This is a genomic window from Streptomyces sp. NPDC002754, assembly GCF_053592315.1.
This window is the reverse complement of sequence record NZ_JBSFVM010000006.1, coordinates 307,504-322,974: the sequence shown is the minus strand read 5'-3', so window position 1 is coordinate 322,974 and position 15,471 is coordinate 307,504. Positions and strand designations below refer to the sequence as shown.

14 protein-coding genes are annotated in these 15,471 nt (G+C 70.5%); 9 read left to right on the top strand and 5 right to left on the bottom strand.

Features of this window, described 5'->3' with window-relative positions:
• Positions 1-87: 87 nt before the first annotated feature.
• Entirely contained in the window at positions 88-948 is an 861-nt protein-coding gene (locus ACWD2L_RS17085; RefSeq protein ID WP_351339561.1) for a 3-hydroxybutyryl-CoA dehydrogenase, read from the bottom strand.
• Positions 949-1,134: 186 nt separating this feature from the next.
• Here ACWD2L_RS17085 and ACWD2L_RS17080 point away from each other — a divergent pair, with 186 nt between their 5' ends.
• Entirely contained in the window at positions 1,135-2,337 is a 1,203-nt protein-coding gene (locus tag ACWD2L_RS17080) for a glycoside hydrolase family 10 protein (protein ID WP_451190017.1), read from the top strand.
• Here the strand turns inward: ACWD2L_RS17080 and ACWD2L_RS17075 are convergent.
• On the bottom strand, positions 2,325-2,537 hold the full coding sequence (locus tag ACWD2L_RS17075; RefSeq protein ID WP_351339557.1) for a DUF1918 domain-containing protein: 213 nt from the start codon (positions 2,535-2,537) through the stop codon (positions 2,325-2,327). The two genes, ACWD2L_RS17080 and ACWD2L_RS17075, sit on opposite strands and share 13 nt — an antisense overlap.
• A 90-nt stretch (positions 2,538-2,627) precedes the next feature.
• Positions 2,628-3,593 carry a DMT family transporter gene (locus ACWD2L_RS17070; RefSeq protein ID WP_351339554.1) on the bottom strand — a complete coding sequence of 322 codons (966 nt, stop codon included), beginning with the start codon at positions 3,591-3,593 and terminating at the stop codon, positions 2,628-2,630.
• Here ACWD2L_RS17070 and ACWD2L_RS17065 point away from each other — a divergent pair.
• Positions 3,592-5,061: an aminotransferase-like domain-containing protein gene (locus ACWD2L_RS17065; protein ID WP_351339551.1), complete on the top strand. Its 1,470-nt coding sequence runs from the start codon at positions 3,592-3,594 to the stop codon at positions 5,059-5,061. The genes ACWD2L_RS17070 and ACWD2L_RS17065 overlap by 2 nt on opposite strands.
• A gap of 10 nt (positions 5,062-5,071) precedes the next feature.
• The gene (locus tag ACWD2L_RS17060; protein WP_351339549.1) at positions 5,072-5,506 is read left to right on the top strand and encodes a GNAT family N-acetyltransferase; all 435 of its coding nucleotides are present in this window, start codon (positions 5,072-5,074) and stop codon (positions 5,504-5,506) included.
• Positions 5,507-5,566: 60 nt separating this feature from the next.
• Here the strand turns inward: ACWD2L_RS17060 and ACWD2L_RS17055 are convergent, their stop codons facing one another.
• A complete protein-coding gene (locus ACWD2L_RS17055) occupies positions 5,567-6,019 on the bottom strand; it encodes a DUF6314 family protein (RefSeq protein ID WP_351339547.1) in 453 nt (150 codons plus the stop codon).
• Between the two features lie 125 nt (positions 6,020-6,144).
• Here ACWD2L_RS17055 and ACWD2L_RS17050 point away from each other — a divergent pair, with 125 nt between their 5' ends.
• Complete coding sequence (locus ACWD2L_RS17050; protein WP_351339544.1) at positions 6,145-8,658, top strand: alpha-L-arabinofuranosidase C-terminal domain-containing protein; 2,514 nt, start codon at positions 6,145-6,147, stop codon at positions 8,656-8,658.
• 17 nt (positions 8,659-8,675) lie between these two features.
• Here the strand turns inward: ACWD2L_RS17050 and ACWD2L_RS17045 are convergent, their stop codons facing one another.
• Positions 8,676-9,668, bottom strand: a complete 993-nt coding sequence (locus tag ACWD2L_RS17045; RefSeq protein ID WP_351339542.1) for an aldo/keto reductase — start codon at positions 9,666-9,668, stop codon at positions 8,676-8,678.
• 139 nt (positions 9,669-9,807) lie between these two features.
• On the opposite strand from ACWD2L_RS17045, the gene ACWD2L_RS17040 reads away from it, so the two are divergent.
• The 5 genes from ACWD2L_RS17040 to ACWD2L_RS17020 all read left to right on the top strand — a co-directional run bounded on the left by ACWD2L_RS17040 (position 9,808) and on the right by ACWD2L_RS17020 (position 15,458).
• Positions 9,808-11,028, top strand: coding sequence for a hypothetical protein (locus ACWD2L_RS17040; protein ID WP_351339540.1), 1,221 nt, complete (start codon positions 9,808-9,810; stop codon positions 11,026-11,028).
• Between the two features lie 101 nt (positions 11,029-11,129).
• Positions 11,130-12,158 (top strand): N-acetyl-gamma-glutamyl-phosphate reductase, encoded by a 1,029-nt coding sequence (gene argC, locus ACWD2L_RS17035; protein ID WP_351339537.1) that lies wholly within the window; start codon positions 11,130-11,132, stop codon positions 12,156-12,158.
• Complete coding sequence (argJ, locus tag ACWD2L_RS17030) at positions 12,155-13,306, top strand: bifunctional glutamate N-acetyltransferase/amino-acid acetyltransferase ArgJ (RefSeq protein WP_351339535.1); 1,152 nt, start codon at positions 12,155-12,157, stop codon at positions 13,304-13,306. Before argC ends, argJ begins: the two co-directional genes overlap by 4 nt.
• Positions 13,303-14,247 carry an acetylglutamate kinase gene (argB, locus tag ACWD2L_RS17025; protein WP_351339533.1) on the top strand — a complete coding sequence of 315 codons (945 nt, stop codon included), beginning with the start codon at positions 13,303-13,305 and terminating at the stop codon, positions 14,245-14,247. The genes argJ and argB overlap by 4 nt, the downstream gene beginning before the upstream one ends.
• A gap of 14 nt (positions 14,248-14,261) precedes the next feature.
• Positions 14,262-15,458: an acetylornithine transaminase gene (locus ACWD2L_RS17020; protein WP_351339617.1), complete on the top strand. Its 1,197-nt coding sequence runs from the start codon at positions 14,262-14,264 to the stop codon at positions 15,456-15,458.
• Positions 15,459-15,471 lie beyond the last annotated feature (13 nt).

Below are 15,471 nucleotides of genomic sequence, written 5' to 3'. Positions count from 1 at the left end.
GCGGGTCACCCGCGCGCTCCCCGTGCGAACGCGATGGGCCCGGTGCTCGAAAGAACACCGGGCCCATTCGGGCGTCACGCTGTGTGGTCAGGCGTAGGTGTAGAAGCCCGAACCGCTCTTGCGGCCGAGCCGGCCCGCGTCGACCATCCGCTGCAGCAGCGGGGGAGCGGCGTACAGCGGCTCCTTGTACTCGTCGTACATCGAGTCCGCGATGGAGACGATGGTGTCCAGGCCGATCAGGTCGGCCAGCTTGAGCGGGCCCATCGGGTGGGCGCAGCCGAGCTCCATGCCGTTGTCGATGTCCTCGCGGCTCGCGATGCCCGACTCGAACATCCGGACGGAGGAGAGCAGGTACGGCACCAGCAGCGCGTTCACCACGAAGCCCGAGCGGTCCTGGGCGCGGATGGCGTGCTTGCCGAGGATCTTCTCCACCATGACCTGGGCGCGGCTGATCGTGCCCTCGGACGTGGTGAGCGCGGGGATCAGCTCGACGAGCTTCTGCACCGGCGCCGGGTTGAAGAAGTGGATGCCGACCACGTGGTCGGGGCGGGACGTCGCCACGGCCAGCTTCACCAGTGGGATGGAGGAGGTGTTCGAGGCGAGGATCGCGTCGGACCGGGTCACGACCTGGTCGAGGACCTGGAAGATCTCCGTCTTCACCTGCTCGTTCTCGACGACCGCCTCGATGACGAGGTCACGGTCGGAGAACTCCCCGAGGTCCGTGGTGAAGGTGAGGCGCTCCTGCGTCTCGGCCAGCTCCTCCTCGGTGATCTTGCCGCGCGAGGCTGCCTTGGAGAGGGAACTGAGCAGTCGCGTGCGCCCGTACTCCAGGGCCTCGCCGGTGGTCTCGGCCACCTTCACGTCGAGTCCCGCACGGGCGCAGACCTCCGCGATTCCGGCGCCCATCTGGCCGCAGCCCACTACGCCGACGCGTTGGATGTCACTCAAGGGGTCCGTCACCTCGTGCCTTTCGCTCTTCTTCCGGGGCGCACCGGTGCCGGGGCACGGTGTCTCTCCGGGGGCTTCCGGATCCGCACGTTACCCCGTAGACATGGGTGGGGTGGAGCCCGGGTTAACGCCTGTTCATGCGGTCCACACCGTGTCACATGTGTTTGGGGGGAACCTATGGGACGTATCTCACGTATGTCGCGGCGCGCTTTCACGCTCGGGTCGGCCCTCGCGCTGACCACCTTGACGGCGGCGGACGCCGCTTCCTCGGTGCCGGTGCGGCGGCAGTTGCGGGGCATGTGGCTGGCCACGGTGGCGAACCGGGACTGGCCCTCGCGGGCGGGCCTGGGCGCCGCCGAGCAGCGCGCCGAACTGATCGCGCACCTGGACACGGCCGTTCGCCGCCGGCTCAACGCCGTGATCTTCCAGATCCGGCCGACCGCCGACGCGCTGTGGCCCTCCGCTCACGAACCGTGGTCCGCCGTCCTCACCGGAACGCAGGGGCAGGACCCGGGCTGGGACCCGCTGGGCACGGCGGTGGCCGAGGCGCACGCGCGCGGCCTGGAGCTGCACGCCTGGTGCAACCCGTACCGGATCGCCAACCACACGGACCCGAGCCGGTTGATCCCCACGCATCCGGCGCGGCTGCACCCCGACTGGGTCGTCGTCTACGGCGGCAAGCTCTACTACAACCCCGGTCTGCCGGAGGTCCGTCGTTTCGTCGTGGACGCGATGCTGGACGCGGTCGAGAAGTACCCCGTCGACGCCGTGCACTTCGACGACTACTTCTACCCGTATCCCGTCGCGGGCCAGACCTTCGACGACGACGCGGCCTACGCCACGTACGGCGGCGGCTTCCCGGACCGGGCGGCCTGGCGGCGCGCCAATATCGACCGGCTGATCCGGGAGATGGCGGCGCGCATCAAGAAGACCAGGCCGCGGGCGAAGTTCGGCATCAGCCCCTTCGGCGTGTGGCGCAACAAGGTGACCGATCCGAACGGTTCGGACACCATGGCAGGCGTGCAGACCTACGACGACCTGCACGCGGACACCCGCAAATGGGTGCGCGAGCGGTGGATCGACTACATCTGCCCGCAGGTGTACTGGAACATCGGGTTCGCCGCCGCCGACTACGCCAAGCTCGTGCCGTGGTGGGCCGACGTCGCACACGGCACGGGTGTGCGCCTCTACGTGGGAGAGGCCCTCTACAAGGCGGGCGATCCGGCGCAGCCCGCCGCCTGGCAGGACCCCGCCGAGCTGTCCCGGCACCTCACGTTCGCGGACGGCTTCCCGGACGTGCGCGGGCACGTCTTCTTCTCGGCCAAGGAGGTCGGGCAGGACAGGAACGGCGCGATGGCCCGCGTGGTGGCGGACCACTACACGCCCTGAGGCCGGTCCCGCCGTGTGGTGGGGTGCCGGACGACGGCGTCGGGCCCCGGCGACATGATCGCCTCGTGGCCGTCCTCGAACCGCACGCGGAACGGCGGATCACCGTCCGCGCCGAGCACTTCGACGATCTGCGCCACCCGGTCGTGCTGCCCGACGATCCGGCCGTGCACCAGGAGCTGGTCCCCTATGGTCGCGCGCATCAGGAGTGACCTCCTCTACGTGCCGTACGTGCCTGCCGTACTGTGCGGCAAGTGTACGGCCGTGCAAGGGAGTTGAGACCTGCCGGGCGTTCAGCCGCGTGCGCGTTGGGTGGCCGCGATGCACAGCAGGACCGCCACCGCGGTGAGCGGCGCCGCGACCGGCAGCGTCTCGCCGAGCAGGGCGACCGACCAGATGAGGGTCAACAGCGGCTGCGCGAGCTGGAGTTGGCTCGCCTTCGGGATACCGATCATCGCCATGCCCTTGTACCAGACGATCAGGCCGAGGAACTGCGAGCCGACCGCCACCCACAGCAGCCCCGCCACGGCGTGCCCGGTCAGGTGCGCGGGCTCGTACGGGAGGGAGATCGCCGCGCCCGCCACGGCGAGCGGCAGGCACAGCACGAGCGCCCACGCGATGACCTGCCAGCCCGGCATCACGGACGCGAGTCGGCCGCCCTCTGTGTAGCCCGCCGCGCAGATCAGCAGCGCCCCGAAAAGGAACAGGTCGGCCCGGGTGAGGGCGCCGCCGCTCTGCTGCACCGTGAACGCGATCACCGCCGCCGCGCCCACGCACGCGGCGACCCAGAAGGTGCGCGAGGGGCGGGTCCCGGTGCGTATCGACGAGAAGACGGCCGTGGTCAGCGGCAGCAGGCCGACCACCACAGCTGAGTGCGCGGTCGTCGCCGTCTCGAGCGCGAGCGTGGTGAGCAGCGGGAAGCCGACCACCACTCCGGCGGCGACGACGGCGAGGCCCGCCCAGTGCCGCCGCTCGGGAAGCCGGACGCGCAGGGCCAGCAGGCAGGCGCCCGCGACGAGCGCGGCCAGCACGCAGCGCACGCTGATCAGGGAGTAGGGGCCGAAGCCCTCGAGGCCCCAGACGGTGGCGGGGAAGGTGAGCGAGAAGGACGTGACACCGATGGCGGCGAGCAGCGTTCCGGCGAGCCTGCCCGGCGGCCGGACCGGGGGCGCGAGGGCTTCGGCCGCGGTGGCCGGGGCGGTCGGCCGACCGGCAACTGCTACCCGGTCCCGCTCGATAGCGCTATTCTGTGCTCTCATGCAACAGAGTAGCAGCGTGGGCGAACTGGCGAAACAGCTCCGATCCGAGCTGAACCGCTACTCACCAGGGGAAAAGCTGCCGTCGAGCCGCTCCCTCGTCGAGCGCCTCAAGGTGAGCCCGGTGACGGTCTCCCGCGCCCTCGCCCAGCTCGCCGCCGAGGGCCTCGTCGTCACCCGCCCGGGAGCCGGCGCCTACCGGGCCGAGGCGCGGGCCTCCGCCGGACCCGTCGGCGACACGTCCTGGCAGGAGGTCGCGCTGAGCGCCGACGCCGCGACGGAGGTCGTGCCGCGCGCGGTCGACGCGGCGGGCGTCCTGGTCACCCTCTCCGCGCCGCCACCCGGCGTGATCGAGCTCAACACCGGCTATCTGCACCCGGTACTGCAACCGGTCAGCGCGATGTCCGCCGCCCTCGCGCGCGCCGGACGACGCCCAGGGGCCTGGGCCAAGCCGCCAGTCGACGGCCTCCCCGAACTGCGTGAGTGGTTCGCGCGCGGCATCGGCGGGGCGGTCTCCGCCTCGGACGTGCTGATCACGTTCGGCGGGCAGTCGGCGCTCACCACGGCGCTGCGCGCACTCGCGCCGCCGGGTGCCCCCGTCCTCGTCGAATCGCCCACGTATCCCGGCATGTTGGCGATCGCGCGCGCGGCGGGCCTTCGGCCGGTGCCGGTGCCGGTGGACCGGGACGGTGTGCGCCCCGAACTCCTCGCGCAGGCCTTCAAGGCGACCGGTGCCAGGCTCTTCGTGTGCCAGCCGCTGTTCCAGAACCCGACGGGGGCGGTGCTCTCCGCCGAGCGGCGGCCCGAGGTGCTGCGGATCGCGCGGGAGGCCGGGGCGTTCGTCGTCGAGGACGACTTCGTGCGCCGCCTCGTCCACGAGGACGTGGGCCCGCTGCCGAGACCCCTCGCGTCCGACGACCCGGACGGCGTGGTGGTCCACGTCTGCTCGCTCACCAAGGCGACGTCGCCGAGCCTGCGCATCGGCTGCCTCGCCGCCCGCGGACCCGTCCTGGAACGGCTCCGCGCGATCCAGGTCGTCGACCACCTCTTCGTACCGCGCCCCCTCCAGGAGGCCACCCTCGAACTCGTCGGGTCCCCGGCCTGGCCGCGCCATCTGCGCACCCTGGCGGGGAAGTTGAGGACCCGCCGCGACATCCTGGCGGCCGCGATCACCACGGACCTCCCCGCGCTCGACCTCACGCACATCCCGGCCGGCGGCTACCACCTGTGGCTGCGCCTGCCGGAGGGCAGCGACGAGGCGGCGCTGGTCGCGGGCGCCCTGCGCGCGGGCGTCGCGGTCGCCCCCGGCCGCCCGTACTTCTCCGCCGAACCCCCGGCGCCGCACATCCGGCTGAGCTTCGTCGGTGTCGCGTCGACCGAGGAGATCACCGAGGGCGTACGCCGCCTGAAGCAGGCCTGCGCGAAGGTCCTGGCCCCGAATCCACTCGACGCGCACGCGTCCGACCTGTGAGGATCCCGGAATGACCAGCTCCCTGCCCGACGGCTACGCGATATCCACCGACCCCGCCCGCATCGACGCGGACCGCGTCCACAGGTGGCTCTCCGAGGACGCGTACTGGGCACTCGGCCGACCGCGCGCCCAGCAGGACAAGGCGCTCGCCGGTTCCCTCAACTTCGGCGTGTACGACGCGGCCTCGGGCGAACAGGTCGCCTACGCGCGCGTGGTCACGGACGAGGCGACGTTCGCCTGGCTCTGCGACGTGTACGTGGACCGCTCGGTCCGCGGCAAGGGCATCGGCAAGGCGATGGTGTCGTCGGTCCGCAACCACCTCCAGCCACTCGGCATCCGCCGGATCCTGCTGGCAACGCGCGACGCCCACGGCGTCTACGAGGAGCTGGGCTTCGCCCCTCTGGAACACCCGGACCAGTGGATGGCGCTGTACTTCACCCAATAAAGCCCCTGCGGCGATTGGGCAGCGGGGTCCGGGGCAGCGCCCCGCGACCGCACCCCCGGACTACCGCTCCTCGACGACCCGCCGATAGTCCGTCGTGAGCACCAGATCCTTGGCAGGCCCCTTCACGCGCCACACACTCCGCCACCGCCGCGAGTCATACACGGTGAACTCCCCCCGATAGAGATCCGCCGAACACGGATGGTCGGCAACGTGCTGCCCCGCCCGTAGATCCAGGCCATGGAAGAACCGCCCGTCGGCGAACCGCACCACCGCGGTCCCCGGCTCCTCGCCCGGCAGGTAGCGAAGCGTTCGCTCGGCAGGCCGCGCAACCCCATGCCACTCGAACGTCCCCGACTCGAAGTGCAGCAGTCCTTCGCCCTCGTCCGTGAACACCGTGGTCCCGCCGAACACCCCCGTCACCCCCTCGGAGAGATCCCGCACCGTCCGCTCGACCCGCCAGCGCCCCGCCAGAAACGCCAACACATCGGAAACCGGCCTGAGTTCCCCTGCCACGCACACCACTCCCGCTCACCTCTGCGCGAACCGTTGACGCGCGTACCGCTGGTTCCTATCTTGCCGTTCGCAGTTTAGGACTTCGTACGAGATATCGAACACTCGCCTAGGCTTGAGGAGCGCGCATGACACATGGACGACGCAGACGCTGGAGCTGGAGGACCTGGGGCCTCGGAGCCACCGCGGGTTCCCTGCTGGTGAGCGCGGCCGTGCTGCCGTCATCGGCCTCGGAGGCGGGCGACGGGGGAACGGCGGCCGATGTCACCGACTACTCCGTCACCGTCGACCCGAACCGCTCGGGCGCGGCCATCGACGACACGATGTACGGCGTCTTCTTCGAGGACATCAACCGGGCCGCCGACGGCGGGCTCTACGCCGAACTCGTACAGAACCGGTCCTTCGAGTACTCCACCGCCGACAACAGCGCCTACACCCCGCTCACCGCCTGGAAGACGAGCGGCACGGCGAAGGTCGCCGACGACGCCGGGCGCCTCAACGCACGCAACCGCAACTACCTCTCCCTGACCGCCGGTTCGAACGTCACCAACTCCGGCTACGGCACCGGATACACCCTCACCAAGGGCAAGGCGTACGACTTCTCGGTCTGGGCCCGCGGCGACGCCGAACTCACCGTGACCCTCGGCGACGCCGACGGCTCCCTCGCCACACCCCGCAAGCTGCGGACGCGCGGCGACTGGGCCCAGTACAGGGCGACGTTCACGCCGACCCAGGACACCACGGCGGGGCGCCTCACCGTCACCACCACGAAGGACGCCGCGCTCGACATGGTGTCGCTCTTCCCGCGCGACACCTACAAGGGCCACAAGAACGGCCTACGTAAGGACCTCGCGGAGAAGGTCGCGGCCCTCAAGCCCGGCTTCGTCCGCTTCCCCGGTGGCTGCCTGGTGAACACCGGCTCCATGAAGGGGTACGACGAGGCCTCCGGCTACGAGCGCAAGCGTGCGTACCAGTGGAAGGACACGGTAGGGCCGGTCGAGCAGCGCGCCACCAACGCGAACTTCTGGGGCTACAACCAGAGTTATGGGCTCGGTTACTACGAGTACTTCCAGTTCGCCGAGGACATCGGCGCGATGCCGCTGCCCGTCGTCCCTGCCCTCGTCACCGGCTGCGGCCAGAACAAGGCCACCGACGACGACGCGCTGTTGAAGCGGCACATCCAGGACACGCTCGACCTGATCGAGTTCGCCAACGGGCCGACGAGCACCAAGTGGGGCAAGCTGCGCGCCCAGATGGGCCACCCGAAGCCCTTCCAACTCACGCACCTCTCGGTCGGTAACGAGGAGAACCTGCCGAACGAGTACATGGCACGCTTCAAGCAGTTCCGCGCCGCCATCGAGGCGAAGCACCCGGACGTCACCGTCATCTCCAACTCCGGCCCCGACGACAGCGGTACGACCTTCGATACGGCCTGGAAGCTCAACAAGGACGCGAAGGTCGACATGGTCGACGAGCACTACTACAACAGCCCGCAGTGGTTCCTTCAGAACAACGAGCGCTACGACTCCTACGACCGGCAGGGCCCCAAGGTCTTCCTCGGCGAGTACGCCTCGCTCGGCAACCAGTGGTCCAACGCCATGTCCGAGGCCGCCTACATGACAGGGCTCGAACGCAACGCGGACGTCGTCAAGCTCGCCTCCTACGCACCGCTGTTCGCCCGCACCGACACCGTGCAGTGGAAGCCCGACATGATCTGGTTCAACGACCAGAAGTCGTGGGGCTCGGCCGACTACGAGGTGCAGAAGCTCTTCATGCGCAGCGTCGGCGACCGCGTGGTCCCGTCCAGCGCCACCGCCACCCCGTCGACCCTGGAGCCGATCACCGGCGCCGTGGGCCTGTCGACATGGGCCACCAGCGCCGCGTACGACGACGTAAAGGTCACGGACGTCGACGGGAAGACGCTGCTGAGCGACGACTTCAGCGGTGACGCCGCGCAGTGGAAGGGGACCGGCAGCGGCAGTTGGAGCGTCCAGGACGGCCAGTACGTGCAGTCCGACGCCGCCGCCGAGAACACCCTCGTCACGGCCGGTGACCCGAGCTGGCAGGACTACGACCTGCACGTGAAGGCCACCAAGAAGTCCGGCAAGGAGGGCTTCCTCGTCGCCTTCGGGGTCAAGGACACCGGGAACTACTACTGGTGGAACCTCGGCGGCTGGAACAACACGCAGTCCGCCGTCGAACAGGCCGTGAACGGCGGCAAGTCGACGCTGCTGTCCAAGGCCGGATCGATCGAGACGGGCCGCGCGTACGACGTCGACGTCAAGGTCCGTGGCCGCCAGGTCACCCTGTACCTCGACGGTCAGGAATGGGGCTCCTTCAAGGACGACAAGCCGGCCGAGCCGTTCCGGCAGGTCGTCACGCGCGACAAGAAGACCGGTGACCTGATCGTCAAGGTCGTCAACGCGCAGGACTCCACGGCCCGTACGAAGGTCGACCTCGGCGGCGCCGATGTCGCGCACTCGGCGGCGGTGACGACGCTGACCGCGGCGCCCGACGCCGAGAACACGGCGACCGACCGGCCCGTGAAGCCGGTGACGTCGACCTTCACGGGCGTGTCCGACAGATTCACGTACACGTTCCCGGGCAACTCGGTGACGTTCCTGAGGATCAAGAAGGGCTGACCCGACCCCCGCGGGCCTCAGCCGTTCACGAACCGCATGCTGCCCGCGTCGTAGCGGTCCCCGGCCACCTCACCGGCCGGGGCCGCCGCGTCGATCGCGGCCAGCTCGTCCGCCGACAGCTCGAGCGTCGCTGCCGCCACGTTCTCCTCCAGGTACTTCTGGCGGCGCGTGCCGGGGATCGGCACCACGTCGTCGCCCTGGTGCTGCACCCAGGCGAGCGCCAACTGGCCCGCCGTGACGCCCTTCCGGTCCGCCAGCTCCTCCAGGCGGGCGACGATCGCGAGGTTGCGCTCCAGATTGCCGTCCGTGAAGCGCGGCTGGGTGCGGCGCAGGTCGCCCTCCTGGAACTGCTCCGTCGACTTGTAGGCGCCCGTGAGGAAGCCGCGCCCCAGCGGCGAGAACGGCACGAGTCCGATGCCCAACTCCCGGCACACCGGCAGAATCTCCGCCTCCAGGTCGCGCGTCCACAGCGAGAACTCGCTCTGCAGCGCCGCGATGGGATGCGTCGCGTACGCCTTGCGCAGCGTGTCCGTGCCCGCCTCGGAGAGGCCGAGGTGGCGCACCTTGCCCTCCTTCACCAGCTCCGCCATGGCGCCCACGGTCTCCTCGATGGGCACGCTCCGGTCGACGCGGTGCAGGTAGTACAGGTCGATGTGGTCGACGCCGAGCCGGCGCAGTGAGGCCTCGCATGCCTGGCGCACGTAGGCCGCGTCGCCCCGGATCGCGGTCGGCTCGCCGCGCTTGTTGGCGAAGCCGAACTTCGTGGCCAGGACGGCCTGTTCGCGGCGGCCCGGCGCGGCGAGGGCGCGGCCGATCAGCTCCTCGTTGTGCCCGCTTCCGTAGAAGTCCGAGGTGTCGAGCAGGGTGACACCGAGGTCGAGGGCGCGGTGGATCGTGCCGATCGACTGCTCGTCGTCGGACGGGCCGAAGCCGGTGCTCATGCCCATGCAGCCGAGGCCCTGCGCGGAGACGGTGAGCGCGCCCAGGCGGCGAGTGGGAAGGTTCGACATGGGTGCTGCCTCCTGTGATGGTGCCGGTGCCGTATGTGCTCGACCGTATGACGTGGAGCGCACTCCAGGGCAAGCCGTGCGCCTCCGGGTACGCTGCCCGCGCGCCGGGCAGGCCGGCGGGCGACAAGGGGGAGCGGTCATGAGCGCAGCGCGCATCCGGAGGAGAGGGGCGGCGGTGTGCGCCGCCTTCGTGGCCTCCCTGCTCGCCGTCGCGGGGTGCGGAACATCCGGCGGGCAGGCGAAGGCGCCGGCCCCGTCCAAGGCCCACGAGACGGAACTTTCCTGGAAGTTCGAGCACATCGCGGACTTCAACGGTGAGCTGACCGACGTCGCGGCTCTCGCCGAGGACGACATCTGGGCGACCGGCGCCGAGAACGACGGCAGCTACTCGCCCCTGCTCCTTCACTACGACGGCGAGCGGTGGAGCCGCGAACCCTTCCCCGACGCGCTCGGCACGGGCGAGGGCTATCCGCCGGTGCTCGAAGAATTCGGCGACAAGACCGTGTGGATGCGGTCGAGTCCGCGCCGGGACGGCGTCCCGCAGGAGGACACGGCGGCGGCCAAGTGGGCCCAGTGGGACGGCGACCGCTGGTCCCCCGTGCCGAACCCGCCGCCCGGAGCGGCGTCCGACCTCGACGCCGCGTCCCCCGACGACATCTGGGCACTCACCGGTGAGCAGACCGCCGCCCACTGGGACGGCGCCCGCTGGACCACGACCCGGCTCCCGTACAAGGTGGGCGATCTGGCCGTCGTCGGCCCCGACGACGTCTGGGCCGTCGGCTTCCGCGCCACTGGGCCCGGCACGAAGACGGCGCACGGCGAGTCGTACGACCAGCCCGCCTCCGCGCACTGGGACGGCACGTCCTGGAAGCCGGTGGACACGCCCCTGGCCCGCTTCGAGGAGCCGATCCCGACCGAGCCCGCCGCACGCCTGACCCGCGTCGTCGCGCTCGAAGGCGGGGAGGTGCGCGCGTACGGCATCAACTCCTTCAACCACGGCGAGGGCGAACCCGAACCGGAGGACCAGTACATCCGGCTGCGCCGCGATGGCGTGAAGTGGGTCGACCAGAAGCCCGACCCCGGACAGTGCGAGCTGCGGGTCCCGCTCGCCCAGGGAAAGGGCGGTCTCTTCCTCGACGGCAACTGGTACCTGACCGACGACAACCGCTGCGTGAAGATCGAACGCCGGCGGCTGCCCCAGTCGACCGGCGCCCGCAAGACCTCGAACCAGGGGCTGTGGCTCAATGAGATCTACCGGATCCCGGGCACCGACGAATGGCTCGGCGCGGGAAAGGTGGAGGTCAGCCAGTCCGGCGGCCCGTTCAACGCGCCCGTCGTCGTACGCCTGGAGCGCGGCTGAGCCGCCCGCACCGCGTCCCGTGGCCGGAGTGTGCCGATCACTCACTCGTTGCATAAACGTGCACAGCGACGTATAGTCATGCCATCCAAGAGGAGGGTTCCATGGCGGTACGCGCAGCAGTGGCGGGAGCGAGTGGATATGCAGGCGGCGAAGTGCTGCGCCTGCTGCTCGCCCACCCCGAGGTGGAGATCGGCGCCCTGACGGGCAACTCGAACGCGGGGCAGCGCCTGGGCGCGCTCCAGCCCCACCTCTTCCCGCTCGCCGACCGAGTCCTCCAGGAGACCACGACGGAGGTGCTCTCCGGGCACGACGTCGTCTTCCTGGCGCTGCCGCACGGGCAGTCCGCCGCCGTCGCCGAGCAGCTCGGCCCGGACGTCCTCGTCGTGGACATGGGCGCCGACTTCCGGCTGAAGGACGCGGGCGACTGGGAGAAGTTCTACGGCTCCGCGCACGCCGGGACGTGGCCCTACGGCCTGCCCGAGCTGCCCGGTGGCCGCGCTGCTCTGGAAGGGTCCAAGCGCATCGCGGTGCCCGGCTGCTACCCGACGGCCGTCTCGCTCGCCCTCGTCCCCGCGTACGCCGCGGGGCTCGTGGAGAGCGAGGCCGTGATCGTCGCCTCCTCCGGCACCTCCGGCGCGGGCAAGGCGGCCAAGCCGCACCTGCTCGGCAGCGAGGTCATGGGGAACATGTCGCCGTACGGGGTGGGCGGCGGTCACCGGCACACCCCCGAGATGATCCAGAACTTCAGCGCCGCGGCGGGGGAGCGGGTCTCCGTCTCCTTCACGCCGACGCTCGCGCCGATGCCCCGCGGCATCCTCGCCACGTGCAGCGCCAAGGCGAGGCCCGGCGTCACCGCCGACCAGGTGCGCGCCGCCTACGAGAAGGCGTACGGCGACGAGTCGTTCGTCCGTCTGCTGCCCGAGGGCCAGTGGCCGCAGACGGCCGCCGTGTACGGGTCGAACGCGGCGCAGATCCAGGTCGCGCACGACGAGGAGTCGGGCCGCGTCATCGTCATCAGTGCGATCGACAACCTGACCAAGGGCACCGCCGGCGGTGCCATTCAATCCATGAACATCGCCCTCGGTCTCGACGAGACCACCGGGCTCTCGACGATCGGAGTCGCGCCGTGAGTGTGACGGCAGCCAAGGGATTCCAGGCCGCGGGCATCGCAGCCGGAATCAAGAACAGCGGGAACGCGGACCTGGCCCTCGTGGTCAACCGCGGCCCCCGCCTGGCGGCCGCGGGCGTGTTCACCTCCAACCGCGTGAAGGCCGCCCCGGTCCTCTGGTCCGAGCAGGTCCTCAAGGGCGGCCAGGTCTCCGCCGTCGTCCTCAACTCCGGTGGCGCCAACGCCTGCACGGGCCCCAAGGGCTTCCAGGACACGCACGCCACGGCCGAGAAGGTCGCCGAGGTCCTCGAGCTGAACGCCGGGGAGGTGGCCGTCGCGTCCACCGGACTCATCGGCGAGCTGCTCCCCATGGACAAGGTGCTGCCCGGTGTCGAGGCGGCCGCGTCCCAGCTCTCCGAGCACGGCGGCGAGAAGGCCGCCATCGCCATCAAGACCACCGACAGCGTGCACAAGACGGCGGTGCACCAGGGCAAGGGCTGGACCGTCGGCGGCATGGCGAAGGGCGCCGGCATGCTGGCACCCGGCCTCGCCACCATGCTGGTCGTCCTCACCACGGACGCCGCGCTCGACAGCGACGTCCTGGACAAGGCGCTGCGCGACGCCACGCGCGTCACCTTCGACCGGGTCGACTCCGACGGCTGCATGTCGACGAACGACACGGTGCTGCTGCTCGCCTCCGGCGCCGCCGAAGTCACCCCGGAGTACGAGGAGTTCGCCCAGGCCGTCCGCGAGGTCTGCGACGACCTCGGCCGGCAGCTCATCGGCGACGCCGAGGGCGCCAGCAAGGACATCAAGGTCGAGGTCGTCAACGCCGCGAGCGAGGACGAGGCCGTCGAGGTGGGCCGCTCCATCGCCCGGAACAACCTCCTCAAGTGCGCCATCCACGGCGAGGACCCCAACTGGGGCCGCGTCCTCTCCGCGATCGGCACCACGCGGGCCACCTTCGAGCCGGACGAGCTGAACGTCGCGATCAACGGCGTATGGGTCTGCAAGAAGGGCGGCGTCGGCGAGGACCGCGAGAAGGTCGACATGCGCTACCGGGAGGTCGTCGTCACCGCCGACCTCGCCGCGGGCACGGAAACCGCGACGATCTGGACGAACGACCTGACCGCCGACTACGTCCACGAGAACAGCGCGTACTCCTCATGAGCGAGACGAACGACACCAAGCAGGCCACAGCGCGGAAGCACACCGCGCTCCCCAAGGCCCAGACGCTCATCGAGGCGCTGCCCTGGCTGACCCGGCACAACGGCAAGACGGTCGTCATCAAGTTCGGCGGCAACGCCATGATCGACGAAGACCTGAAGGCCGCCTTCGCGCAGGACGTCGTCTTCCTGCACCACGCCGGACTCAAGCCGGTCGTGGTGCACGGCGGCGGCCCGCAGATCAGCAAGGCGCTCGACAAGCACGGCATCGTCAGCGAGTTCAAGGCGGGCTTGCGGGTCACCACCGAGGACGCCATGGACGTCGTACGGATGGTGCTCGCCGGGCAGGTGCAGCGCGAGCTGGTCGGCCTGCTCAACCAGCATGGTCCGCTCGCCGTCGGCATCACCGGCGAGGACGCGCACACCATCACCGCAACCAAGCATCAGCCCCGCATCGAGGGCGAGTTGGTCGACATCGGCCGGGTCGGGGAGATCACCGAGATCGACACCGGCGCCATCGAGGCCCTGCTCGCCGACGGCCGGATCCCGGTCGTCTCCTCGATCGCCCGCTCCCAGGACGACTCGCATGTCTACAACGTCAATGCTGATACGGCGGCTGCGGCACTCGCTGCTGCGCTGGACGCCGAGACGCTGATGGTGCTGACCGACGTCGAGGGCCTCTACGAGGACTGGCCGCACTCCGACGAGGTCATCAGCCGGCTCACCGCCACCGAACTCGAGAAGCTGCTCCCGGAGTTGGCGAGCGGCATGGTCCCGAAGATGGAGGGCTGCCTGCACGCGGTGCGCAACGGCGTGCACACGGCCCGCGTCATCGACGGGCGGGTCCAGCACTCGATCCTGCTGGAGATCTTCACCGACGAAGGCATCGGCACGATGGTCATGGCCGACAAAGAGACCGGCAAAGAGGGGGAGGGCAACTCGTGACTGCTGACCAGGAGTTGACGGCCAACCAGGAGCTGACGGCGCGCTGGCAGGGCGCCCTCATGAACAACTACGGCACCCCGCGGCTGCCCCTCGTCAAGGGCGCGGGCGCCAAGCTGTGGGACGCCGACGGCAAGGAGTACCTGGACTTCGTCGGCGGCATCGCGGTCAACGCGCTTGGGCACGCCCACCCGGCGATCGTCGAGGCCGTCTCCACGCAGATCGCCTCCCTCGGCCACGTGTCGAACCTGTTCGTCGCCGAACCGCCGGTCGCGCTCGCCGAGCGGCTGCTCCAGCACTTCGGCCGGGACGGCGCGGTCTTCTTCTGCAACTCGGGCGCCGAGGCCAACGAGGGCGCGTTCAAGATCGGCCGGCTCACCGGCCGGACGCACATGGTCGCCACCACCGGCGGCTTCCACGGCCGCACCATGGGCTCCCTCGCGCTGACGGGACAGCCCGGAAAGCAGGACGGCTTCACGCCGATGCCGGGCGACGTCACGCACGTCCCGTACGGGGACGTGGACGCGCTCAAGGCGGCGGTGACGACCGACACGGCGTTCGTCATCATCGAGCCCATCCAGGGTGAGAACGGCGTGGTGGTACCGCCCGCCGGCTACCTGAAGGCGGCCCGCGAGATCACCCGCGCCACCGGCACCCTGCTCGTGCTCGACGAGGTGCAGACCGGCGTCGGCAGGACCGGGCACTGGTTCGCGTACCAGGCGGAGGAGGGCATCGAGCCCGACGTCGTCACGCTCGCCAAGGGCCTCGGTGGCGGCCTCCCGCTCGGCGCGACGATCGCCTTCGGCGAGACGGCGAAGCTGCTGAAGCCGGGCCAGCACGGCACGACGTTCGGCGGCAACCCGGTCGCCTGCGCGGCGGGCCTCGCGGTCCTCGGCACCATCGCGGGCGACGGCCTCCTGGAGAACACCAAGGCGGTCGGCGAGCGCCTCAAGGCCGGCATCGAGGCACTCGGCCACCCGCTGGTCGGTCATGTCAGGGGCGCGGGCCTGCTGCTGGGTATCGTGCTCACCGGGCCGCGCGCCCCGCAGGTGCAGCAGGCGGCCCAGGACGCGGGCCTCCTGGTGAACGCGCCCGCACCCGACGTCGTACGGCTCATGCCGCCGCTGAACCTTAAGCACGCCGAGGCGGACGCGTTCCTCGCGGCGCTGCCCGCCGTACTGGACGCGGCCGCCGACGACGAAGGACGAGCCTGAGGAATGGGACGAC

Bases quoted from the DNA above. Each gene is read 5' to 3' on its own strand.
- ACWD2L_RS17075 (WP_351339557.1), bottom strand. From the start codon at position 2,537: ATGCGCGCGACCATAGGGGACCAGCTCCTGGTGCACGGCCGGATCGTC.
- ACWD2L_RS17065 (WP_351339551.1), top strand. From the start codon at position 3,592: ATGCAACAGAGTAGCAGCGTGGGCGAACTGGCGAAACAGCTCCGATCC.
- ACWD2L_RS17070 (WP_351339554.1), bottom strand. From the start codon at position 3,593: ATGAGAGCACAGAATAGCGCTATCGAGCGGGACCGGGTAGCAGTTGCC.
- ACWD2L_RS17060 (WP_351339549.1), top strand. From the start codon at position 5,072: ATGACCAGCTCCCTGCCCGACGGCTACGCGATATCCACCGACCCCGCC.
- ACWD2L_RS17050 (WP_351339544.1), top strand. From the start codon at position 6,145: ATGACACATGGACGACGCAGACGCTGGAGCTGGAGGACCTGGGGCCTC.
- ACWD2L_RS17045 (WP_351339542.1), bottom strand. From the start codon at position 9,668: ATGTCGAACCTTCCCACTCGCCGCCTGGGCGCGCTCACCGTCTCCGCG.
- ACWD2L_RS17040 (WP_351339540.1), top strand. From the start codon at position 9,808: ATGAGCGCAGCGCGCATCCGGAGGAGAGGGGCGGCGGTGTGCGCCGCC.
- argC (WP_351339537.1), top strand. From the start codon at position 11,130: ATGGCGGTACGCGCAGCAGTGGCGGGAGCGAGTGGATATGCAGGCGGC.
- argB (WP_351339533.1), top strand. From the start codon at position 13,303: ATGAGCGAGACGAACGACACCAAGCAGGCCACAGCGCGGAAGCACACC.